19 protein-coding genes and 1 tRNA gene are annotated in these 24,052 nt (G+C 53.1%); 13 read left to right on the forward strand and 7 right to left on the reverse strand.

Annotated elements, in window-relative coordinates:
* Nucleotides 1-6 precede the first annotated feature (6 nt).
* The 5 genes from ABGT88_RS10410 to pncB all read left to right on the forward strand — a co-directional run bounded on the left by ABGT88_RS10410 (nt 7) and on the right by pncB (nt 2,952).
* On the forward strand, nt 7-735 hold the full coding sequence (locus ABGT88_RS10410; RefSeq protein ID WP_087408548.1) for a 1-acyl-sn-glycerol-3-phosphate acyltransferase: 729 nt from the start codon (nt 7-9) through the stop codon (nt 733-735).
* A 99-nt stretch (nt 736-834) separates the two neighbouring features.
* Nucleotides 835-905: transfer RNA gene (locus ABGT88_RS10415), tRNA-Gln, on the forward strand.
* Between the two features lie 108 nt (nt 906-1,013).
* Nucleotides 1,014-1,307, forward strand: a complete 294-nt coding sequence (locus tag ABGT88_RS10420) for a hypothetical protein (RefSeq protein ID WP_346701971.1) — start codon at nt 1,014-1,016, stop codon at nt 1,305-1,307.
* Complete coding sequence (locus ABGT88_RS10425; RefSeq protein WP_346701973.1) at nt 1,304-1,480, forward strand: type II toxin-antitoxin system YoeB family toxin; 177 nt, start codon at nt 1,304-1,306, stop codon at nt 1,478-1,480. Before ABGT88_RS10420 ends, ABGT88_RS10425 begins: the two co-directional genes overlap by 4 nt.
* A gap of 269 nt (nt 1,481-1,749) precedes the next feature.
* Nucleotides 1,750-2,952: a nicotinate phosphoribosyltransferase gene (gene pncB, locus ABGT88_RS10430; protein ID WP_258327374.1), complete on the forward strand. Its 1,203-nt coding sequence runs from the start codon at nt 1,750-1,752 to the stop codon at nt 2,950-2,952.
* Nucleotides 2,953-3,081: 129 nt separating this feature from the next.
* On the opposite strand, the gene ABGT88_RS10435 is transcribed toward pncB, so the two are convergent.
* A complete protein-coding gene (locus ABGT88_RS10435) occupies nt 3,082-3,840 on the reverse strand; it encodes a NigD-like protein (RefSeq protein WP_258327373.1) in 759 nt (252 codons plus the stop codon).
* 158 nt (nt 3,841-3,998) lie between these two features.
* Between ABGT88_RS10435 and ABGT88_RS10440 the strand changes: the two genes are divergently transcribed.
* From ABGT88_RS10440 to ABGT88_RS10470, 7 genes are all read left to right on the forward strand, one after another.
* A complete protein-coding gene (locus ABGT88_RS10440; protein WP_346701976.1) occupies nt 3,999-4,556 on the forward strand; it encodes a sigma-70 family RNA polymerase sigma factor in 558 nt (185 codons plus the stop codon).
* Complete coding sequence (locus tag ABGT88_RS10445) at nt 4,543-5,886, forward strand: outer membrane beta-barrel protein (RefSeq protein WP_300131112.1); 1,344 nt, start codon at nt 4,543-4,545, stop codon at nt 5,884-5,886. The genes ABGT88_RS10440 and ABGT88_RS10445 overlap by 14 nt, the downstream gene beginning before the upstream one ends.
* Before the next feature lie 174 nt (nt 5,887-6,060).
* On the forward strand, nt 6,061-6,570 hold the full coding sequence (locus ABGT88_RS10450) for a sigma-70 family RNA polymerase sigma factor (protein ID WP_346701978.1): 510 nt from the start codon (nt 6,061-6,063) through the stop codon (nt 6,568-6,570).
* Entirely contained in the window at nt 6,560-7,024 is a 465-nt protein-coding gene (locus ABGT88_RS10455; RefSeq protein WP_087408556.1) for a hypothetical protein, read from the forward strand. Before ABGT88_RS10450 ends, ABGT88_RS10455 begins: the two co-directional genes overlap by 11 nt.
* 11 nt (nt 7,025-7,035) lie before the next feature.
* On the forward strand, nt 7,036-7,488 hold the full coding sequence (locus tag ABGT88_RS10460) for a DUF6108 family protein (protein WP_346701980.1): 453 nt from the start codon (nt 7,036-7,038) through the stop codon (nt 7,486-7,488).
* A gap of 15 nt (nt 7,489-7,503) precedes the next feature.
* Nucleotides 7,504-8,412, forward strand: coding sequence for a hypothetical protein (locus tag ABGT88_RS10465; RefSeq protein ID WP_346701982.1), 909 nt, complete (start codon nt 7,504-7,506; stop codon nt 8,410-8,412).
* A gap of 166 nt (nt 8,413-8,578) precedes the next feature.
* Nucleotides 8,579-10,117 carry a Na+/H+ antiporter NhaC family protein gene (locus ABGT88_RS10470; RefSeq protein WP_346702870.1) on the forward strand — a complete coding sequence of 513 codons (1,539 nt, stop codon included), beginning with the start codon at nt 8,579-8,581 and terminating at the stop codon, nt 10,115-10,117.
* 45 nt (nt 10,118-10,162) lie between these two features.
* On the opposite strand, the gene ABGT88_RS10475 is transcribed toward ABGT88_RS10470, so the two are convergent.
* The 6 genes from ABGT88_RS10475 to ABGT88_RS10500 all read right to left on the reverse strand — a co-directional run bounded on the left by ABGT88_RS10475 (nt 10,163) and on the right by ABGT88_RS10500 (nt 22,511).
* On the reverse strand, nt 10,163-10,399 hold the full coding sequence (locus ABGT88_RS10475; RefSeq protein ID WP_087408559.1) for a DUF2007 domain-containing protein: 237 nt from the start codon (nt 10,397-10,399) through the stop codon (nt 10,163-10,165).
* 196 nt (nt 10,400-10,595) lie between these two features.
* Nucleotides 10,596-11,540 (reverse strand): tRNA-dihydrouridine synthase family protein, encoded by a 945-nt coding sequence (locus ABGT88_RS10480; protein WP_346701985.1) that lies wholly within the window; start codon nt 11,538-11,540, stop codon nt 10,596-10,598.
* A gap of 215 nt (nt 11,541-11,755) precedes the next feature.
* The gene (locus ABGT88_RS10485; RefSeq protein ID WP_300131104.1) at nt 11,756-15,517 is read right to left on the reverse strand and encodes an endo-beta-N-acetylglucosaminidase; all 3,762 of its coding nucleotides are present in this window, start codon (nt 15,515-15,517) and stop codon (nt 11,756-11,758) included.
* Nucleotides 15,518-15,640: 123 nt separating this feature from the next.
* Nucleotides 15,641-17,566, reverse strand: a complete 1,926-nt coding sequence (locus ABGT88_RS10490) for an Ig-like domain-containing protein (protein WP_346701987.1) — start codon at nt 17,564-17,566, stop codon at nt 15,641-15,643.
* Nucleotides 17,567-17,586: 20 nt separating this feature from the next.
* Entirely contained in the window at nt 17,587-19,344 is a 1,758-nt protein-coding gene (locus ABGT88_RS10495; RefSeq protein WP_346701989.1) for a SusD/RagB family nutrient-binding outer membrane lipoprotein, read from the reverse strand.
* Nucleotides 19,345-19,370: 26 nt separating this feature from the next.
* On the reverse strand, nt 19,371-22,511 hold the full coding sequence (locus ABGT88_RS10500) for a SusC/RagA family TonB-linked outer membrane protein (protein ID WP_346701991.1): 3,141 nt from the start codon (nt 22,509-22,511) through the stop codon (nt 19,371-19,373).
* 612 nt (nt 22,512-23,123) lie between these two features.
* Here ABGT88_RS10500 and bla point away from each other — a divergent pair.
* Entirely contained in the window at nt 23,124-24,041 is a 918-nt protein-coding gene (gene bla, locus ABGT88_RS10505; RefSeq protein WP_346701993.1) for a class A beta-lactamase, read from the forward strand.
* Nucleotides 24,042-24,052 lie beyond the last annotated feature (11 nt).

Genomic DNA, 24,052 nt, shown 5'->3' on the forward strand with positions numbered 1-24,052 from the left:
CAGTCCATGTTACGTATCCTTACATTCCTATACCAGTGGCTCATCGCCATGCCTATCCTGCTCGTACTCACCCTGCTCACCGCCATCATCACCCTCATCGGGTGCCGCCTGGGCAAAGGCAACGTCTGGGGCTACTACCCCGCCCACATCTGGTCGCGGCTCTTCTGCATCTTCTCGCTGGTACGTATCGAAGTACGCGGGCGCGAAAACATCGACAAAAATACCTCCTATGTATTCGTGGCCAACCACCAGGGAGCCTACGACATATTTCTCATCTACGGCTACCTCAACCACAATTTCAAGTGGATGATGAAAAAGAGCCTGCGCCACATCCCCTTCGTGGGGAGCGCCTGCGCCGCCGCCGGCCATATCTTTGTCGACAACTCCACCCCCAGCGGTGTGAAAGAGACCCTGCAACAGGCCGAAGCCACCCTGCAGGGCGGCATGTCGCTCGTCGTATTCCCCGAGGGAGCCCGCACCTGGACCGGTGCCATGCGTCCCTTCAAACGCGGAGCCTTCCAGCTGGCCGTAGAGTTTTCGCTCCCCGTGGTACCCCTCACCATCGACGGAGCCTTCGCCGTGATGCCCCGCACCACCTACAACTTCAAACCGGGAAAAATCATCCTCACCATACATCCGCCCATCTATCCCGATAAGAATCAAGGACATGACCTCGACCGGCTGATGAAAGAGTCGTATCAGGTAATCGAATCGGCTCTCCCGTTGAGAGGATGAAGTGTAAAAAAATATTAAACACGAGAAAATTTGTGCCTCTAATGATGGCCATATAAAAATAAAATTGCAACTTTGCAGTCGCAAAACAAAAACAAAGCTTGTCCGGTGGTGTAATGGTAGCACTTCGGATTCTGGTTCCGCCTGTGAGGGTTCGAATCCTTCCCGGACAACAAAAAACCACCTTCTTTCTCGAAGGTGGTTTTTTTGTATACACTACGATATATTGTATATATGATATATATTATATATCTTTGCTACATACAGAAAGGAGAAAAGACATGGAGACTACATTAAAGAGAAAAAACATAGACCTCCCCGTGGATACATTGAAAAAATTGTCGATAATGGCCGTAGCTCAAGGGAAGAGTTTGAAAGCCTATATCGAACAACTGCTCATTTCAAAAGCCAACAGCATAAACATAGAGGTGAGCGAAAACCCATCACCCTCGGGCGACACGTGGTTCGACAACCCCGAAAACATGGAATCGGTACAGCGAGGAATAAACGAAATGAAAGCCGGCAAAGGTAGAACCTGCACGACAGAGGAGATAAAGAAACTCCTAGAGTTATGAATTACCGATTGATACTTACTCCCGAAGCCGAACAACATTTGCTTGCGTGGAAAAAATCGGGGCAAAAGAAAACACTCCAGAAAATAGTCTCCCTCTTCGAAGAGTTGCAACAGCACCCCACAACCGGTACCGGGCAGGACGAGGCTCTGAAAGGTAACCTGCAAGGGTTTTAGAGCAGACGCATCGACAAAGGTTCCCGACTCATTTATCGAATCGACGACGACATCGTTACCGTATTTGTGGTTTCGCTTAAAGGGCATTACGGAGAAAAATAAGGTTTCCTATCTTATTCGTTCCTCGCCTTTCACTATATTTACAGAATACAGGAGGCGGCTCCGCATGGTCAAATGTTGAAAACTGCGTTTTCCATTTGCCTCTGCTCTCATCTTTCACTATATTTGTAACAGACATTGGTTGAATACAACGCTAAAATCTTTTCGTCATGCGACAAATCATCACCCACTTTACCGACGATGACCTGTATAAGTTTACCATGTGCTGTGCCGTAATCGACAACTTCCCGCGAGCACAGGTGAAATATACCTTTACCGACCGCGACAATACCGTCTATCCGGCCGGATTTGCCCAGGCTCTGAGCGAACAGATAGAGATGCTCGACTCGGTCATCATCACCGACGAAGAAATCGAGTTTATGAAACGGCAGTGCCGCTATATCCCCACCTGGTTCTACACCTACCTGAAGGGCTTCCGCTACAACCACGAGTGGGTGAAGGTGCGTCAGGACGAGGAGGGGCACCTGCATGTCGACATCGAAGGCAGTTGGGCCAACACCATTCTGCTGGAGGTGAAACTGCTGGCCATCATCTCGGAACTCTACTACGCCATGACCGGCCAGAACCAACACTTCGACTACGACGCGTACTACACGAAAACCAGCGAAAAAGGCAAACGGCTATTGGAGGCCGGGTGCGTATTCAGCGACTTCGGTACCCGCCGCCGGGCCTCGTTCGAGAGCGAAGATACCGTGGTGCGTGCCTTGAAAGCGTGCGATCACAGCCAGCAATGGCCCGGCCGGTTTGTCGGCACCAGCAACGTATACCTGGCCATGAAGCACGACCTGCTGCCGGTGGGCACCATGGCTCACGAATTTATCTGTGCCATAGGGGGCATGTTCGGCCCGCAGATGGCCAACCACATGGCCATGGACTACTGGCGCAACACCTTCCGCGGTGCGTTGGGTACCTTCCTCTACGACAGCTTCGGGTGGAACATATTCAGCATGAACTTCTCGGAAGACTTTGCCAACCTCTTCAAAGGACTGCGCATCGACAGCGGCGACAACTACGAGCAGCTGATGAAGATTGTGGAGAAATACCGCTCGCTGGGCATCGACCCCAAGAGCAAGCAAATCATCTTCAGCAACGCCCTGAATACCCAGCAGGCCATCGAGATACAACAGTATGCCCGGGACTACTGCCAACCCTCGTTCGGGATAGGCACCCACTTTACCAATGACTTCGACGGCATAAAACCGATGAACATCGTCATCAAGCTCATTGCGGCCAAAATCACCGAATCGTGGTCGTTCTACAACGACACCTGCAAGATAAGCGAAGACGACGGCAAGCACACGGGTAATGCCGAGGTGATTGCCCGGTTCATGGAGGCGCTGCATATGAAATAATTTGGGGAGAATCGGATTCCCCCCTGTTATCCCAGATAGCGCAGAATAGATACAACGAGGGGTTGTGTACGTGAACTTGCGTTCCGTCACAACCCCTCGTGCCACACTATCTTCTTACTTACTCTCTGTCTATCGTACCGAGGTGGCGGTCAGACTTCGCTCGCTGGTCCCGGTGGTTGTAGAGCCGGAACCTACGGTATAGTCGAAGTCGCAGGTGTAGTCGCGGGTACCGTCATGCAGCGTGCGGACCTCGATTTTCAACCCCTTTATGTCGGGGAACTCACGCTTTATATCGTCCATGCGGAACGAAGCTACCCCCCACAGGAAATGGTCCAGGTCGGGATCGTCCATGCGGTTGTGCCGCAAGTTGAGGTGCAGGTAGCCCTCCTCGTCGAGCGCGGCGGCTTCGGAATAGTCGCGCACCAGATTGATCATGTGCTTCTCCCTACCGAGACCGCGCGTTTCGAACTGTACCGTCAGGTACTTTTCGCTCGTCCACATGCTCAATATGTTCATCGGGTCGTTGCCTATGCTGTCGGTCGTTTCGGGAGTAATAGGTATCACATTCTTCACCAATACCGAGTCGATGTCGTTAACCACAATGTAGTAGTCGTACCCCTCGCGCTGCCCGTCGAGAAAGGTGAAGTTGACAATCACCCGCTTGCCGTTCTTGGTCAGGTAACTCGGCAACCGGTCGCCGTTCGAGGGGAACATGGTCTTTTTATCATCGAGCAGGATATAGGGCGAGTGTCCCTCCTCGACCACCATATCGCCCACGGCATAGGAATAGGGCACGTAATAACCATCTTCGTCATCGCCGCAGGAGGTCAACCCGCACGACAGGATTACACCCAGCAATCCGGTCCACAGCATGTGTTTCATTTTCATATCTTCTTGTATTTAATTTTATTCGCTTTTATGGGATAAACGGGCACGACCTCCAAATACTGCACTGGCTACTGTTAAAAAGTGAAAAACAATTTTTCTATCGCCTGCCATGCAGTATTTTTACATCGTTGCATTTATTCAATAACAGGATTCACCCCATGAACGAAGCAGAGCTGGTAGCGCGTTGCAAGCAGAAGGAGCCCTCGGCGCAAGCCGAACTCTACCGACGGTATGCCGGCGAGTTGTTTGCCCTCTGTATCCGATACGCCGGCAACCGCGAGACGGCCAAAGACCTGCTTCACGACGGATTCCTCAAGGCGTTCACCTCGCTCGACAAGTTCGACTACCGGGGCGAGGGTTCTTTGAAAGCGTGGTTGAGCCGCATCATGGTAAACACGGCGCTGGAAGAGGCGCGGAAACAGGCGCAGCATTTCGATGTCGACCTCGACGAGGCTCCCGAGGTGGCCGATCCCGACTCGACCGACGACGGCCTGGTGCAACAAATCGCCCCCGAGGTCTTGCTCCGCTTCATTGCCGAGCTGCCCGAGGGGTACCGCACGGTATTCAACCTCTACACGTTCGAGAACAAGTCGCACAAGGAGATTGCCCGCCTGCTGCATATCAACGAGAAAAGCTCCTCGTCGCAGCTATACCGGGCACGCACCTTATTGATGAGTCGAATAAAAAGATATTTGGCACAACATGGAGACGAATAAAAACAGTAACGACTGGCGAAAGAGCTGGCAAAAACAGCTCGACCACTATTCGGTCACGCCCCCGCCCGAGGTGTGGGAGGGGCTGAGCGAAGAGCTGGCCCCCCGGGTGCGCGTGGGCCGGCGGGCCGTGCTGTGGGCTGCCGCGGCCTGTGCAGCCATTCTGATAGGATGCTTCGTCGGGCTGCAATATCTCTCGCCGGGAATACCCGCCCACGAGACTCCGCTGCAAACGGCTCAAGCCGACCGTCCAACAACGGGCCAACCCACCCCCGCCCTCTCCAACGAGCCCTCTGCCTCCAACCCGGCAACACCGCTCTATACCCAAGCCCAATCGCCGGCAAACGGCCACACGGCTCGGGCAGCCCGTCGGCCTGTCACTCCCGCCGCTTCCCTGCCGACAGCGGAGAGCGAACCGATAGCCGAATTACAACGGGTCATACCCGACACCACCTCCACAACCGGCCAACCGGGCTACGAGGCAGAAGCCCATGAACAACCGGCACAACCGGCAACACCATCGCCGCGTACGCGCAAAGGCTACTCGCTCTACCCCCGCTCGGGCGAGAGCGAACAGGCAGCCTACCGCCCGGCCCGCACACAGACCCGCACAAGCGGAAGCTGGACCGTGGGGCTCTCGCTGGGCAACAGCCTTATTACCGCCGCCGACAACCGCAGCGGATTCGGTAACCTGGCCCCCTACGCTACGGCCGAGATGGCCAGCCTTCCTTCGCCCGAAACGGGCGTGACGCCCAACGGCAAGGAGGCATCGGCATCACCCTACCAGCAAATCATGCTGCAAAATATCAACGCCCAACCTACCACCGACGTGAAGCACCACTTCCCCATCTCGGTAGGCGTCACGGTGCAAAAGTCGCTCAACCCGGCTCTCGCTCTCGAAACGGGACTGGTATATACCTACCTCGCCTCCGACCTCATGGCCGGCGATGCCGCCTACTACACCCAGAAACAGCAGTTGCACTACCTGGGTATCCCCCTGAAGCTGCAATGGAATTTTCTGCGCAAGCGCTATTTCAACCTCTATGTCATCGGGGGCGGCATGGCCGAGAAGTGCATCTATGGCAGCCTGTCGTCGCACTACGAAGCCAACGACCGCCCGTCGCTCAATCAGGACGAGCGGCTGAGCATTGACCCGCTGCAATGGTCGGTATCGGCAGCCGTCGGCATCACCCTCAAGCTGGCGCCTCACGTCAACCTCTACGCCGAACCGGGCGTGGCCTACTACTTCGACGACGGGTCGCAGGTCTCGACCATCCGCAAGGAAAAGCCCTTCAACCTCAATCTGCAAGCCGGTTTACGATTCGACTTCTAACCAACTGTTCGTCAACGGCGAACCTCTATCCGGCGTCATAGCGCCCGACCCCGTTGTGCCCTGTCATCGCCCGACCGATAAAAATTTTTCCGCTTTTTCTGTTACAAAGCCGATTGCCGTTCGTTACATTTACAGAAAACAAAAAGAGAAACCCAAGTCGTTCAAACCCCGACAATGAAACAGGAACCGCTGCTATCGGCTTTCACGCGTTTGCGAGACAATCTGCTGTCGATGTCGCGCCGCATTCTTCAAGACGAAGACGACGCCTCCGATGCCATACAGGATGCCTTTTGCCGCCTGTGGCCCCTGCGGGGCAAGATTCGGGACGAACGGGAAGCCTCGGCCCTGACGGTCACCACCACCCGCAACCTCTGCATCGACCGGGCCCGGCAAAAGTCCCGTTTCACCGAGTACGACCCCGACCAGTGCGATAGCTGCGACGACGAAACGACTGCCGAGAGCGACGCCGTATCCGAGCGGTTCAAGGCGGTACGGCAACTCATCGACAGTACCCTGACCGAGAACCAGCGGACCATACTCGAGATGCGCGACTTCCGCGGACTCGAAATCGAAGAGATTGCCCAAGAGCTGCAGATGCAGCCGACAGCCGTACGCATGAATCTGTCGAGAGCCCGCAAGACCATACGCGAACAATATAAAAAACAATACGACCATGACCGGTAAATCATCGACACACAGCACCCGCACCCCTCACGACTGGGAGCAGCTCATCGAGCGATACTACGCCGGCGAAACCTCGCTGCACGAAGAGGAGGAGTTGCGAAAGTTCCTCTTCTCGGGAGAGGCCGACGACCGCTACGACGACACCCGGGCCGTACTCGCCTACACCCAGATGGGCCGGCGTCAGACGGCTCCCCGCGTGCATGCCACCCGGCACCACGCGCTGCGGGTCTGGGCGGCTGCCGCCTGCATAGCCCTGATGCTGGGAGGCGGAATCGTCTACTACACCACGGCACCACGCGATACCTGTGTAGCCTATGTCTATGGCGAAAAACAGACCGACCCCGAAGCGGTAATCTCGCAGATGCAGCAATCGGTATCGCAGTTTGCCTCGACCGATGTCGCCGTAGAAAGTCAGCTCGACGCCATCTTCTCACCCCTCGAATCTATACCTTAAACATGCTCGTTATGAAACGGTTATACAAAATACTCATCACTTGTCTGCTGCTCGTCGGCACATCGGTCGCACAGGCTCAGGAAAGTCTGGCCATCGCCCCCCTCTTCGCGGGGCAGTACAACCACGACAAGCAGGCGGTCGTCGTCCTCATCAAGGGGGATAAACTGAAGGAGTACCACCTCTCGCTCTTCCGCAGCATCGCCATTACCGACCGCCCCGACGACGTGGCCCTCTTCGAAGCGGCCGTGCGAACCGACAGCTCCAAGGCCAACAACAGCGAAACGGTGAAATCGGGCAACAACACCATAGCCGGCTACTACCAACTGCCCCCGGCCTCACCGGGCGGAGAGAACCGGTTTATCCTCTTCCGCAAGCTGTCGCCCGACGATGCCACCCTCATCTACCTCGAGGGCCACACGCAGCTCGACCGGCTCATCAAACTCTTTATCAACAAGAAACAATAAAAAAACAATATCGATATGAAACCTATTCTTACGCTCTTGCCTGCGCTCCTGCTCGCCCTGCCTGTCGTGGCGGTCGACATCGAACGCGACACCACCGTCTACTTCAACCAAAAAGAGATTCAAATCAAAGACTCGGCCGACATCGTATCGGTCAAGGTTTTCGAAGGGGATACACCCTACCAGAAATTCTACGAGTCGCGCTACGCCGACGGCAAACGGCAAACCTCGTGGGAACTCTCCGAGTCGGTAGCGTTCCCCTTCTCCGACCTCATCACAGGCAACAAGGCGAAGAAATGCAAGCGCTTCGACCCGCACTGGTCGGGCGTAGGCTTCGGCTTCTGCAACGGCATGGGTAACGGCATGCGTTTCCTCAACAACCCCAACGGCATCTCGCTCGACTTCTCGGGTTCGTTCGAAATTTTCTGGAACTTCATCACCGTCTATACTCCCATCAGCGGCAACAACTGGGGATTCGTCACCGGCTTGGGTATCGACTGGCGCAACTACGTCATGAACGAAAACCGCTACTTCGTCAAACAGGAGGGGAAAATAAGCGTCGTGCCCTGCCCCGAGGGTGCCGACCTCGACTTCTCGCGATTGAAGACCGTCGACCTCACCGTGCCTCTGCTCTTCGAGTGGCAAACCCACAAATTCCTGCACGGCCCCATCTTCTTCTCGCTGGGCCCCGTCATCGGCATCAAGACTTACAGCAGCACCAAAACCAAATATACCACCGCCGACGGCCAGAAGATACAACTCTTCGAAAAGGGCATCAAGCCCAACCCCATCAACCTCGACATCATGGCCCAGGGCGGATACGGTACCTTCGGCTTCTACGTGAAGCTCTCGCCCTTCAACGTCTTGCAGCAGAGCCGTGGTCCTCAGATGCGCAGCTTCTCAGCCGGCGTGATGCTCCACTTCTGATACACGACATTCATACTCATACGACCCCGACCGGATAGAAACCGTCAGTTTCTGTTCGGTCTTTTTTCTACATATAAATGTATATTTATTATATAATACGATAAAAATACGTGTATATATTCAAATATTCCCGAAAAACAGCCGCTAATATTTGCATTATTATTACATTTGCAAACGAAATCAGAATAAAACCGACATGAACGAGAAAACCAAAATACCTGCGCCCCTCATCGCTATCATCCCGCTGGTCGTACTGGTGGCCCTGCTGGCCATGGTCATCCCCATCTTCGGGAGCGATGCCCTGATGGGCGGCAGCCAAGTGTCGCTGCTCGTCGCCTCGGCCGTATGCGTGGCCCTGGCCATGGGACTGTATAACTACAAATGGAGCGTACTCGAGGAGGGCATGGCCAAAAACATCAAGAAGGTGACCCCGGCCATCATCATCCTGCTGCTCATCGGGGCCATCTCGGGCACCTGGATGCTCAGCGGCGTGGTGCCTACGCTCATCTCCTACGGCCTGCACATCCTCTCGCCGCGCTTCTTCCTGGCTTCGTGCTGCATCATCTGCGCCATAGTCTCGGTCATCACGGGCAGCTCCTGGACCACCATCGCCACCATAGGTGTGGCTCTGCTGGGCATAGGCAAGGCCATGGGATTCGACACCGGATGGATTGCCGGCGCCATCATCTCGGGGGCCTACTTCGGCGACAAGATTTCGCCGCTCTCCGACACCACCGTGCTCGCCTCGTCGACCACGGGAACCAAACTCTTCACCCACATACGCTACATGCTGGTTACCACCGTGCCGTCGATAGTCATTACCCTCGTTATCTTCACGGTGGCCGGACTGACGATGAGCCACACCGACAGCGCCCAGAGTGCCCTCTTTGCCGACACACTGGCCCAGAAGTTCAACCTCTCGCCCTGGCTGTTGCTGGTGCCTCTCATCACCGGAATCCTGATTGCCGTCAAGCTGCCGACCATCATCACCCTCTTCATCTCGTCGGTTGTGGCCGGTATCTGCATACTCATTTTCCAGCCCCACGTTCTGCTGCAAATCGCCCAGAGCGATACCCTCGACTTCGCCACCGGCTTCAAGGCCCTGATGACGTCGGTCTTCGGCAGCACCGCCCTCTCGACGGGCCACCCCGAAATCGACGCGCTAGTGGCTACCCGGGGCATGCGGGGCATGATGGACACCATCTGGCTCATCATCTGCGCCATGTGCTTCGGGGGAGTGATGTCGGCCAGCCACATGATAAGCAGCATCACCAACCTCTTCGTGCGGTTCGTACACAAGCCCAAGAGCGCCGTATGCTCGACCGTTGGGGCCGGCCTCTTCTTCAACGCCTGCACGGCCGACCAGTATCTGTCGATTATCCTCACGGGCAATCTGTTCAAGGATCTGTATCACAACCGCGGGCTGGAGAGCCGGCTGCTCAGCCGCACGGTGGAAGACTCGGTGACGGTCACCTCGGTGCTCATCCCCTGGAACTCGTGCGGCATGACCCAAGCTACCGTGCTGGGTGTAGGCACGCTCACCTACCTGCCCTACTGTTTCTTCAACCTGCTGAGCCCCCTCATGTCGATACTCGTAGCAATCACCGGCTTCAAGATAAAACAGGGTATTGCGGCCCAATTCGCCCCCAAAGCGAGCGAAACGGTCAAGGGTGCACCCGATGCCGGCCATGTGCTCGTGGGGTAAGCACGCGGCGTCCAAAACAAGCAGAAAGAATTCGGGAAAAAACAGTTACTCTTTACTCTCGGGGAGTGTCGTGCTGCTCAAAATCATGTCGGCCTTGTCCACATCTTCGGCAAAGACATTGAGCCGGATGGCCCCCACCGACGAATTGGTCAGCGGCAGCACACTCGAGAAAATCTCGTTCGACAGGAAACAGGGCACACCGTTTGTCTCCAACACATCTTTCACGATATTCGCTTCGACCGACGAGTCGAACGTACGATACAACACAATCTCTTTTTCCATAATGGAGCGTTTTAGGTAGTGTTACAAATAGGCGGCATACAAAGCGACAAGCCCAAACGGCTTCCTTTTTGGCTAAGATAGTGAAAGAAAAACGCAAAAGCAAATAAAAGCCGGGAATTTCGCCGGAACAACGCCTCGACACCTGCCTGATGATTTTGAAGATATAACGCCCCTCCGCACAAAAATCCCTACCCGCCTACCGGTTTTCTTCCAACGAGTGCCACAGATTCTGCACCGCCCCGGTATACTCCTCGACCGACCGCGCCTTCAACACCCGCTTCTTCAACCGCCGGTCCACGTCGGGCAACAGATACTCCCAAAACGTAGCCATGCGGGCGAGCAACTGATGCACCCCCTGCAACACCCCGGCATAGCGGGTGAACACCTGGTCGTGCAGCCGGGCCACCCGGGCGTAACCATCGGGCGGCATCGCTCCGTCGCCGGCATAGGCCTCGGCCAACCAGGGACGAGCCAGCAATCCCCGCCCCACCATCAGGCCAGAGAGCCGGGGGAAGCGCTGCTCGATGCTCCTCATCGCCTCGACCGTAGTCAAGTCGCCATTATAGACCAGCGGAAGGTGACACGCCTCGTAGAACCGGGCAAAGCCGTCGAGGTCGGGCTCGCCCTTATACTGCTGCCGCCCCACCCGGGCGTGGAGCGTAATCTGTCGCACCGGCGAGCTCTCGAGCAGCGGCAACAGGCGCAACGACTCGTCGGGGCTCTCCCACCCCAGCCGCATCTTCACCGAGAAATCTATCCCGCCATACCCCTCGAGCGGGCGCAACAGCCGCTCCACCTCGTCGGGGAAAGGCAAGATGCCCGACCCTTTGTGCCGCTTCGCCAGGATGGGAAACGGGCACCCCAGATTGAGGTCAATACGCCGATACCCGCAGGCCGCTATACCGTCGACCAACCGGCACAACTCGTCGGGCTGCGAGGCTATCAACTGCGGCACCACCGTCATACCCCGGTTATTTTCGGGAGCAATATCGCGCAAATCCTTCCGGCGAAAATCATCTTTCTCGATGCGGACAAACGGCGTGTAAAAGGCAGCCACCCCACCGAAAAGCGAGGCGTGGGCACAACGGTACACCGCATCGGTATACCCTTGCAACGGGGCAAAACAGACGGGCAATGACATGATGGACAAAAGTAGTACAAGCCGAATAGAAATCAAAATTATACGGCACACTTATCGAGCGGCCCGCTCACATCTCCCGCCCCATGCACCCGGATACAAAAAGAGAGGGCTGCATCGTCTACGACGACACAGCCCCCGCTTGGACTTTATGGCCTTATCCCGCGGCAACCCGGCTCCGAAGCCAGGACACCCGTCGGGGAAAAGGCATTATCGGCTTAGCGATTCAGCACCTTAACCGTGCGAACCACTTTACCCTCTTTCATCACCTTAACCACGTAAACGCCCTTGGCCCCGAGCGTAATGCTCATGTGCTGGCCGGCAGCTACCGTAGCCTCTTCCTGAGCCACAAGCATACCCGAAACATTGTATACGCCTACTTGATAAGCACCGGCTTCGGCAAACTCTACAAAGAGGAGATCTTCAACCGTATAGGTGCGCATCTCATCGGCTACGCCATCTTCTACGGCATCTTTCTGATCAACCAGGAATACCGGATAGGACTTCGTGTCTGAGCCGAGCGTATTCTCAAGCGTCAAGGTAACGGTATAATCACCGCTCTTGCTGTAAGTCAGCTTCGTAGAACCTTCGGTATCGGTACCGGTCGATTCGGAGAGCTCGCCACGTTTGGCAGTCCACGTCGGGAGAGTTTCTACCTGGAAAGCAGTACCGGCAATAAACGGACAACCCGAGATGTAGAGCGGTCTTTGCGGAGTTTGCACACCCGAACCTTGAGCCGTCGAAGCTACCAGTTTGAACGAGCAGGCTTTTGCACCCTCTTTCGAACCTTTCGACAAGAAATAATTCTGGTCGTTGGCATCGGTTTCAAAATCCCAGTAAGCGATTACCTTGTCGGGCAGGTCAGAAGCATCGAGACCGGCTTTCACTTGATTCACCTCTTCTTGAGTCATGCCACCGTCCCAAATCAACAGGTCGTCAACGATACCGTTGTTGGTAACCGGTTGTTCACCACGACCACCGGCGAAGCAGAACCAGTCGGAAGCCGAAACATCGTAACTTGCCTTGGGAACCCAATCCTCGGTTTTTCCACTTGCAGAAGAACCGTAGGTCCAGGTAGACTCTTGCAGAACACCATTCAGGTAGAAGAGCGAGCGGAATTGACCTTGATCGTTATACTCGAAGGTAAGAACTACATGGTTCCAAGCATTGGGCGATACAATCGTATTGGGGAAGGTATAGTTCACGGCAACCGGAGAAGCATTACCGTCGCCACGAACCGTATAGGCGGTAACCCGGCCTTCGCTGGTAATGTTAGACCACATCCAGCCCCAGTTGTTTACAGGCCATCCACCCGCACGGTTCTCGATGCTGAAGAAGGCAGAAGACTCGGGCAACGTAGTAAAGCGAACCCAAGCCGATACCGAGAAGGATTTACCACCTACGATACCTGCTTCATTCAGGTTACCGCCAATCCAGCTGTCGTTGATTTCGATACCGCGCGACGAGGCACCATCGGCTTTTCTACCGGTATAACCCAGTGTGAGCGTTTGGTCGAGGTCTACCTTCACTTCGGCGGCCGAAGTCTCTTCGCCGTCAACCGTCAGCGTATAGATTTCGGGCAGAGCACCTACGGACTCGCTCGTAATCTGTACATAGTAGCCGAAAGTAGATGTTTGACCGTTGCAAGTTACCTGCAGGTCATAACCACCAATCTCAGAGATACCGTCTTCTACCGAGAATACCGTCGTATTGGTAGCTTGTTTTACAGTCTCGCCGTCGCTGTTGAGCAGTTTCCAGTCGGCAGGATCGTGACGAGGATCGACGTAAGAGATTTCGAAGCTCTCGTTCGGTTTGATTGTCGTCTTGTCGATTTGAATGTCGTCGGTCGTCGTGTACTCACCCATATCCATATACTCGCTCCAGGAGATTTCGGAATCGCTCTTCATGTCGACCGAAACGGCAGCAACACCCAGACGGATGCGGTCAGAACCCTGCAAGTTGGTAGGAATCGAATAGTACATACCGGCCCACGACGTAGTGATACCCATAAAGATAGGCTCTTCATTCTCTTGTTGAGCATAGAGCTTGAACATCGAAGCGTTTACATCGAGGTTGTAAACCGGCTCGCCCAGAGGCTTGGTATTGTTCATTTCGAAGATGACCTTGGCATCTACGCCCTTGTAGTGAGAAGCCAGCACTTTGGCTATCTTGATGACAGGAGCGGCAGGAGTAGTCATCTCGTTACGCGTAATCGAGAATTCGCCCAAGTAGAGTTCCAGATTCTCGGCGTTCTCAAAGTGGAGAGCAACCATGGCAATATTCCGGTTGGCCAGCGAAGCCAAAGTACCACTGATTGTAAAGGTCTTCTCTACCCACATTTCGTCGTCGGCCTCGCTATCGGCAACCGTCAATACCTTGAAACCAGACTCACGCAGAATTGTGGTCTCGTCACCAACGGCAGAGAGAGCCAGATTGATGTCGGCCTGACCACGGATCAATTTGTAACGAACCGTAATCTTATCGCCCGAAGCCAGCGTGAAAGCCGTCTTGAAGAGGTGCAGATATTCATCGGCTGCCGAACCGAAGATGCGCAGACACGAACCGCCTACATAAGCATCGTCGAAGGTAAACTTGGCATCCAGACCATTGGCAACCACCTTGTCGGCCGTTTTGCCCAAGAACTCGGAAGCAAACCAGAAACGCCAGGTAGGCAGATAGTCTTGTACACCAATGTTGTACCACTCGTTGTCGTTCTGACGTTCGCCCATCCAGTTGAAGAACTGACCGTTACCCAGATTGAAATAGGTGATGAACGGCTCGGTGGCCAAATCCCAGCTGAGCGAGCTGCGAGCGGTCATAAAGGCCGACATACCGAACCAGCCTTCGTTGGGGTGGTGGCTGCCACGATCGAATACCGCAATCTTGTCAATCGGGTTACGACGGCCGTTCGAGAAGAACTGCTCGATTACATTTTGATAACCCAACTGTTTCGACATATCGGTACTGCCATAGTTGGCACGGTCGGCCCACAACATGTTGAAATCGTGAGCTCCCCACAAACCGATAGAGACATTGTAGTCCTCGAGCAACGTCCAAGTCGAGGGGTCACCACCTTGCATGTTGAAACCGGCATACAAGTCGAGCAAGCTACGGCCGGGAGCCTGGCTATTGATCGTACCCGTATTGAACGTGCTCAACGGAGTTCCCCACCAGTTGTAGTTCAAGAACAGTGACGTACGGATGTGCTCTCCATCGCCAAAGGTTTCGTTGTTGTGAGAACCGAGACCCTGGTCAAAATTGATCTGACCATTATCGTTCGTACCATCATACCAGAAGTTCTCGGCTACGGGGTTTCCTTGTTCGGTCAAATATTTGTGTACCTCTTCGTTCAGAGCGCGCACATTAGACAGCATCGTCGTATTCGAAGTGTTGAACTCCGAGTTATAACCGAGACCATCTACACCGTGATAGTGAAGGAATTTGGCTACCTTCTCACGAATGGTCGCATTCTTGGACATGTTATCCAAAGCGGTAGCCCAATCGGAAGACAAACTGCCCCAGGGAATAGAGGCCACACCCGATACTCCTACACCGTTTTTATGGGCGGCATCGGCAAAACCACCGGGCACCCAGCCTTGCGGAGCGGTCCAGTTGCCATAGTGGGTAACATACGACCACATACTGAATACTTCGGAATCGAACTTGCCGTTAGGCCGTGCATTCGGGTTACCTCCCGAAGCGGTACCTATGGGAACCCAGAACACCAGGTTCTTGTCGGTCTCTTCGGTCAATGTTTCGTTAATCTGCGTGTTGGCATTGCGGAAACGAGCTTTGGGTTTCACACGCGAGATGTAAAAGTTTTCATCTTCAAACAGGTATTCTCCCGGAGTCCATTGGGAAGCATACTCTCCAAGACCTTGGCTATTGGGCCATGTCATGTACTCCTCTTTCAACTCTTGTGCATTGGCCGTGAGCGAAAGAGCCAAGATTCCGGAAAACAAAAATAGATTTCTTTTCATGGAAATTGTTTTTAGGTTAATAATGAATTATGTAATCTCAGTTTTCTTTTTCCTTACTATCAAGCGATTTGAGAAGGAGGAGAGTATAAGTTCATACTCCCTTCCCTCCCAAACCTTTTTTACTTAGAGCAATACCGGTATATCAACGACCTCGATCGAGAACACCTTACCGCCTACATTACCCGAAAGGTTGTAGGATACGGTCGTCTGTCCGGCCGACGTGGCAACAGTCAAACTACCCGACGTCACTTCAACTTCAGCGCCATCGATGTTAAGGGTAGCACCGGCAAGCGAGTATTGACCATCGTAGCTTCCTCCATTATAAGGAAGGGTCAGCGTAATCAGGCTGTATCCCGATGTAGGAGCTACAAGCACTACCAGATTACCCGATTCGTCATAGATAGCCGAGTTCTGTTGATCGATATCGGCAGCCGTCAGATTCAGATCTACCGGCAATGCAATCACCTGTACCGTAGCGACATCAGACGTTACTCCGGCAACCTCGGCCGTCACATCGGACGAACCAACGGCAAGACCCGTAATCGTACCATGCTTGTTATCGCTGCCGGTCTGTTCGGCCTTAACTACTTCGGGATTCGTCGATTTCCACGTGACATCATAGGGGTTGTCGCCACCCGAGAGAGTCTTCGCGTCGATAGCCCATTGTACCGATTGGCCGGCAAAGATAGTACGGGCATTACCCGAAACCCACAGTACCGAGTGGATGCCCTCGGTAACGGTTACCGGAACTCGTTTTTCTTTACCGTTGGAGGTAAGAATCAGTTCGGTTTCACCCAGGGCAAGGCCTCGCAAGGTAATCATATTGCCATCGTATGCCCCTACGGAAACTTTGGTAGGATCGGCAGCCTTGACCACCGGTTTATGATAGGCATAAGAAGTAGCCGGTATTACACCCGTTGTCAACAGCACGGTACCCCCCACAGGCATGGAGATGGGATCTTTGTCGACGGTAATTTCGTCGACCGGATAACGGGTCTTGAAATCTTTCACCCGGAAGGTGGCAACGAATACCGTATCGGGAGTTATGCAATGAATCTCGGTATCACCCTCTTCTACACCGGCACGCACCGAAAGCACGGCATCGAAACCTTCGTTTTCCACATATTCGTTGGTCTTGCTGGTAATCACAACCGAGCTGCCCGAAGCGATTTCCCAACGGTAGGCACTGTAGGCATTCTCGATGTCTTCCTTCAAACCCGACTGCACGTTCATGGCAATGCGAATCGTGTCAGACGTATTTATATCCATCTCCTTCTCGTAGGTATAGGCAAAATACATCGGCAGGATTTCCTTACCGGGACGAGTCTCCAGGTAAGGCATATTGGCATAGGCTTCGCCGTAGAATGTGGCGAATATTTGAGGAGCTATCGTAATTGTACAAGAGCCCGACTTCGCCGTCGAGGCGTCACCCAGCGTGACGGTTACTTTTCCCTCACCCGACTCACGAGGCGAAACGAAGTGAACCGTTACAATACCTTTCTCGTAATTGATGGTAGTCATGGGGTCATAAGCCGTAACACCCTCGAGTGTAACCTGGGGCTCATAATCATACAGCAAGGTCTTGGGCGAAACGGCAAACATAACCGAGTCGTGCAGCATGTTGTAACTTTGTTTAGTGGTCATCTCGGGCATAGTGCTGTCGTTGGCGACACAAGTCACCCCTTCGGGCAGGTTGCGCAAGACGGTAACCGAGGTAATGGCATACTTGCCATTTTCCAACGTAGCTTTCAGAGTCGTCTCTCTCTCCTGTCCACCATTAACGGCTACAATAGCGCTATCGCCCAACAGCTTGGCTACAGTCTCGTCGGCAAGCGACCAAGCGATGGGGGTATTGATGATTTTTCCGCTCACATTGGTAACCTTGGCCGAAATCTTCACCGTATCGCCTACCCGCAAAGAGATGTCCGTGGGATTGAGGGTGATATACACCTCGGTCGCACCATCGAGCGTGGCCTCCTCTTCACAGGCAGAGAAAATGGTAACGCCAAAGAAGAGAGCCAAAAATAATATAATGCTATATCGTTTCATTGTTCCTAAAGATTTATAGATTAAAAGTTGTGCGGTACTACCAATAAATATTCGTTATCGGGACTCTGATCGCCACGAGTTTCGTTAGCAATATCCCAGAAGACACGTGAACCACCCCAGTTAGGCTGACCAAGAGCCTGTACGAGCGAAGCGATTTCCAACGTATTGTTCGTAGTTTCTACAATAGGGATACGACGCAACTGCAACTCGGTATCGACATTCTGGTCTTTCAAGTTGTTCACCTTGACCGGGAACAGACGGGGATAACCCGTACGGCGGAAGGTCGTCCACGCCTCGGCACTCATGGGGAAGTTGGCGATATATTTTTGCGTAATGATTTTTTCGAGTTTCACCTCATTGTCATCGCTTTCGTTCCACTTTACGCACACGTTCACACGACCGGCGATATTGTTCTCTCCATTATAGGGATCGACGTAATCCACATCGTTCACTTCGGTTTGCTCCAGATACTGGGTGATTACCGACTCGTCGGTGATGCCGTTTTCCTGGAAGCAAAGGCGTATACCGGCTTCGTAAAGTTCCTGAGCCGTACGGCCTCTCGTATTCCAACCTCTCAGAGCGCCCTCGGCCATCAGGAACAGGCTCTCAGTACGTTTGAAGAAGGGCTGGTGCATATATTGGAACTCACCCGTAAGAGTGGCAAAAGGACCGTAACCGCCCTTGTCCTTACCGGTGGTATTGTTGTTACGCATGTTGATGCCGGCACGAACTCCATACACATCGATGGGAGCGGCAATACCCGACGACTTGTCTTTAATCGTATAGGCGTTGGTATCGAACCAGCGGGTAAGCAAGGGGTGATTGCAGCGTTTGAGAATGTTCTCCAACGAGGCTCCCAGGCGAATATCGTTCCACGAGTTGCCAAGTACATACCACGAACAGGCATTTTGCTCTTGATAGTAGGCGATGTCACGGGCATCGGTCTCGCTGAGGACTCCGATATCGTCGGTTACAGCCTGTTCAAATTTCTGCTGTGCCGTACCGGCATCGTATTTCACGATGTTCATGGCCATACGCATCTTGATGCTGTTGGCAAACTTCACCCACATGCGCCAGTCGCCATTAGACAGGGTTCTGATGGTCAAGTCTTCGATCTTGGCAATCTCATCACGCGAGGGCTGACGCTCCTTCAAAATACGGATAGCCTCGTCGAGGTCGTTGAAGATTTGTGCGTAAATATCCTCACCTTTTTCATAGGTCAACGGCGGATTACGTTGCAGGTTACGCCAATCGTTAAACGGTGCGGCACCATAGAAATCGACGATTTCATGACCTTGATAGGCTTGAATAATCAGGGCAACGGCACGCCATTCGGGTTTGCCCAACTCGGTGGCATGGTGAATGGCATTGTACGACTGTGTAAAAATCGAGTTATCCATCGGGCCACCCAGATAGTCGTTGGGATAGGTGTAAAGCGTAGGCAGAGCGCCACCGAAGGCGAAGGTACCTTTGGTCGTCGTCCAATATCCGGCGTAGTTGTCGATATTGTTGGACCGTTGGTATTGATAGGCATGAGGTTGCCAGCTACCGCCCTTGGTGTAGCTGATCATATAGGGGATGGCTCCACGAAGCTCTTGTTCGAGCACGGTAATATCGGTGGCACCCGCACCCTCTTCATTAGTGTTGTCCATGTCTTCCTGACGTCCGATCATCCAGGGATACTCCTCCTGAAAGCGGTCGCCGCAAGAAGTGAAAAGACCGACTGAAAATACGGATTCAAACACGAAGAATCCGATTGCATATATTGTTTTTCTCATCTTGATATTATTTAAACCCAAATTCATTATAAATCAAACTTCAAAGTCAAAGCGAAACTGCGCGTCGTAGGCAACGTGTAGCAGTCGATACCCGAGTAACCGTTGGCAGCCGATACCGATATGTCGGGATCGACGGGCGAATTCTTATAGATAAAGAAGGCGTTCTTTACCGAGAATTGCACCGTCATGCCTTGTCGCTTGCCGAAGAGGTTAGGCATGTCGTAGCTCAACGAGATATCGCGCATGCGCACGCTGGTTGCATCGTAAACGTGGTCTTCCATGGGGAATGCACCGATAGTCATGTAGTAGTTCTCTACCGACACTTTGCGACCCGAACCGTCGGGCAACTCCTTGAGGACATACTCCTTGCCGTTTTGCATCACGCGCTCGCCATTCAGACGATCTTGCGCCGAACGCTCGGAGAGGCCGTACAAGTCGTAATCGGCCTCGGTCAGCGACATCACCTTACCTCCGATACGTCCCTCGAGCAAGAAATAGAGGCTCAGGTTCTTCCAGGTGAAGGTGTTGTTCCAACCGAAGTTGATGGGCGAAGTCATGTTACCTACATAGGTTTCATATTTGCCCGAGGTCATCACGGGAACGGCATTGGCATAGTCGCCTTCGTCGTTGACCTTGATATAACCGTTTTCGTCACGAGCGAAAGAGTTTACATAAATATCGCCATAACGGCCGCCTTCTACATATTTAATCTTGAAGGCATTGGGGCCCATCTGTACTTCATAGGGAGCACCCGTTTCCGTTTTGTAAGTTTCCAGGATGCGGTTATCGTTCCAAGCGATGTTGAATCCGGTTTCCCAACGCCAGTCGCGGTTGATGTTCCACCGGTAAGCGGCCTGGAATTCCAAACCGTAGTTGCGAATCACACCCGTATTGACAGGCTTGGACTCGCCATTGGCCGTAGTCACATACAGGAACTGATTGCGAAGTGTAGAGTTGTAATAGGTCAGGTCGAAATTGAATTTGTTTTCAAACATCCATACATCGAAACCCGTCTCGAACGAAGTGGTCGTTTCGGGCAGAGGATTGTCGAACAACGGCGGACGAGTACCTACGGTTCCCGTACCGAAGTCAATAGACTGACGGGCAAACAGGGTATTGGGAATGGGGTTACCCACAACCGACCAGCTGCCACGCCATTTCAACTGGTTGAGCCAGTCTCGGCGAGGCAAGAACTTGTCGAGAAGCACGTTGACACCGGCCGAATAGTAGTCGAACGATTTGTAACCGCTGCCTTGCGTAAATTGCTGGAACGACTGGGCCCACTCCAAACGATAGCTACCATCGAGGTAAACCTTGTCGAACAAACCGAGAGATGCCGTAGCGAAAACGGCCGTACTCCAATCGTTGTTGTTCCAGCTGTCGTAGGCCGAAGTGGCACTACCGTTGGGGTTGTTGGGACGGCTGTGCTTGCTGTTCTGAGGAACGAAGGCATTGGGGATACCGCACGTATCGATAGCGGTAGTAATGTTCGTATTCCGATTATAATGACGGGTAAAGCTGGTACCCACGGCAGCATTGATGTCGATCTTATCGGCGAAACGGTCGTTCCAGGTAAGCATGTGATCGTTATAGATATCGCTCGAGCGAGAATTGCTGGAGTAATATTTACCGCCCACATAGTCAAATGCGGTTCGGAACATACCGGCATACTCTTCGTTCAAGTTGTTGTTTATCACATAGTCGACACTGAAACGGGTCTGATATTTAATGTTTTGCCAAATCTTGGCATCCAAAGTGACATTGGCCAGCAAACGATCCCGTTTAGCCACATCGTTATTCATGTTGGTCACCCAATAGGGGTTATTCAGATACTGGTCGTACCAGTACCAGGTTTGCACCGGCTGTCCGGCCAGTTTGGGGTTACCGGTCTGGGGATTGCTCACGATATCATCGGCGGCCGTACCCGTGTGTTGGTAATTGTGTTTGAAATAGCGCATATCGATGTCGGCCGGCGTACGATACAGAGCATAGAGGGCACTCAACGCCTTACCTACAACCGGGCCGTTATCGGTTTTCTGGTGAATCCAGTTCAAGCTGGTATTGATGTTGATTCGCTTGTCGAACAGGGAGAAAGTCTCCTTGAACATCACATTGTGACGGCTGAACTTGTTTCCGGGGAGCAGACCGGTTTGATAGGTATTGTTGTACGAGAAGTAAGTACGGAAGTTTTCGGTACCACCACTCAACGTCAAACCGTTATTGGTCGTCAGACCCATGTTGAAGAAGTCCTTCACGGCACTGCGAGCCGTATTCATCAGATAGGGAGCCGAGGCGATTTCATCGGCCGAACGGGTTCCGATTTTCGGGCCCCAAGCCGACCATTGATTGTTGTCGCTGATACCATAGATCTGTTGTACCTTGGGATACATGGCGATGGTCTCGACCGAAGTGGAACTCGAGATATTTATCTTCACGGCACCCGCAGCACCCGACTTGGTGGTAATCACGATTACACCGTTGTTGGCGGCACTACCGTAAAGGGCGGCAGCATTCGGGCCTTTCAGAATGGTCATGCTCTCCACATCCTCGGGGTTGATGGTCGACAGCAGGTCGTCGCCGCTGCGGTTACCACCCAGAATCATGTTGTCGGTAGCCTGCGTACCCATACCGTCTTGCATAGGCACACCGTCGATCACAATCAACGGCTGGTTGGTACCCAGAATCGAGGTGGAACCACGCAGTACAATCTTAGAAGCACCACCACCCGCACCGGTATTATTAGGAACGATAGTCAGACCGGCACTCTTACCTTTGAGTGAATTGATGAAGTTCGTCTCCTTGATACGAGTCACCTCTTCGCTTTTGATCGTTTGAGTGGCATACGTCAGGGTCTTGGACTCTCTCGATATACCCATGGCGGTTACAACCACCTCGTCCAATACGCGATTCTCCTCCTTCATAACTACATTGTACGAAGAAGCTCCCGCCAACGAGAGTGATGTTTTCTGATAACCCACATAACTAAAATCGAGAACAGCGTTGTCGTTCGGGACCTCGATTGTATAGACACCGTCGATATTCGTAGAGGCACCTGTTGACGTTCCTCTCACCAATACGCTCACGCCTATTAAAGGTTCGCCCGACTCATCGGAGACTACACCCTTGATCTGATGCTTGCCCGACTGAGTTGTCTTCGCTGTTGCCACTCCTGCCCCCTGGGTCATCACACTGGCAACAACCGGGAAAAAAAGAGACAAGAAGAGCACCAAAAGCCCAAATTTACACTTGTGATTTTTTTCATGTTTTTTAGATTTAAATACTTAATTGATTCTATATTCCACTATTTTCTTCTTTTCTGGGTTTCTTTGTTCATGGTATTTGCTTTTCCATAGTATCATTATGCAAAAGGTTATTTCCAGTATAGTTTTTCACATACTACACTATATTATCAACCCTAAACAGACTCTTTTCCCTAGTGTTATTTGTTTAATTTCCTTCCGTACTTTTAATATTCATCAATTTTACAGGTAGTAAAAGCAAGAATAATTTACTGATATTCATATAATTTATACTATTGAAAATATCTAAAAAAAAATTTGCTTTTCATCTTCAAAAAAGACAGAACTCCCATAATACAGACACCCCCGCTCTTCCTCCCGCGACACCCGTTTGCCCGACGACAGGCAAAAAGTTCGGCCTCAACCGCCGCTGTGGTATTAAAAATTCCATCGCCTGCTTTTGTTAAATATGGCTAACCCACCCCCAGTGACAGGCGAGTTTGACCTATCTTTATGCCTCTCAATAATCGATACCGCTTCATGTTCAAAAAAACTGTAATTCTCATCACAACAGCAGCCCTCTGGAGTGCCGGAGTATCGGCCCGAACCTTCTCGCCCGAGGCGGCTACGGCTGCCCGGCAACAAATAGAAACGCTCTTGCAAGACAAAAAGGCGACGGTGGGTGTAGCCTGCTCAATCGACGGAGACGACTTTGCCCTCAACGACACGGTGCGCTACCCGCTCATGAGTGTATTCAAACTGCATGTGGCCGTGGCTGCCCTGCAACGCATGGAGACCGAGGGGACCCGGCTCGACGAAGCTTTGACCGTCGACTCTACTCAAATGCACCGCGACACCTACAGCCCGCTGCTCGGACTCTATCCCTCGGGCAACTTTCGCATCTCGTATGCCGACCTGTTGCACTATGCCCTAGCCTTGAGCGACAACAATGCCTGCGACATCCTCATCGACTATGCCGGCGGCATCGGGGCGATAAAGCATTGCATCGACCGGGCGGGCATCACAGGGTACGACCTCGCCGAGACCGAGGCCTCGATGCACGCCGATATACCCGCCTGCTATCGCAACTGGGCCCACCCCTCGTCGGTGGTACAACTGCTGCAAAAGATTCTCGACGGCTCGTTGCTGAACGAGGAGCATACCCGCTTCATGCGCACGACCCTCGTCGAGACCTCGACAGGGCTCAATAAAATCAGGGCAGGCCTTCCCCCGGAGATTGTTCTGGGGCACAAGACCGGCAGCTCGGGACAGTTGCCCAATGGCCTGACGATTGCCGACAACGACGCCAGCTTCTTCTGCCTGCCCGACGGCCGCCTCTGTTTTCTGGTCGTCTTGGTGAAGGACTCCCGCGAAAGCGAAACCACCAACGCCGCCCTCATTGCCCGAATTGCCCGCATCGTCTACGACACCGCCACCGCGAATCAACTCTCCCGATAAAGCCCCATCAC

This window comes from Barnesiella sp. An22 (genome assembly GCF_963931395.1).
Taxonomy (GTDB): domain Bacteria; phylum Bacteroidota; class Bacteroidia; order Bacteroidales; family Barnesiellaceae; genus Barnesiella; species Barnesiella merdigallinarum.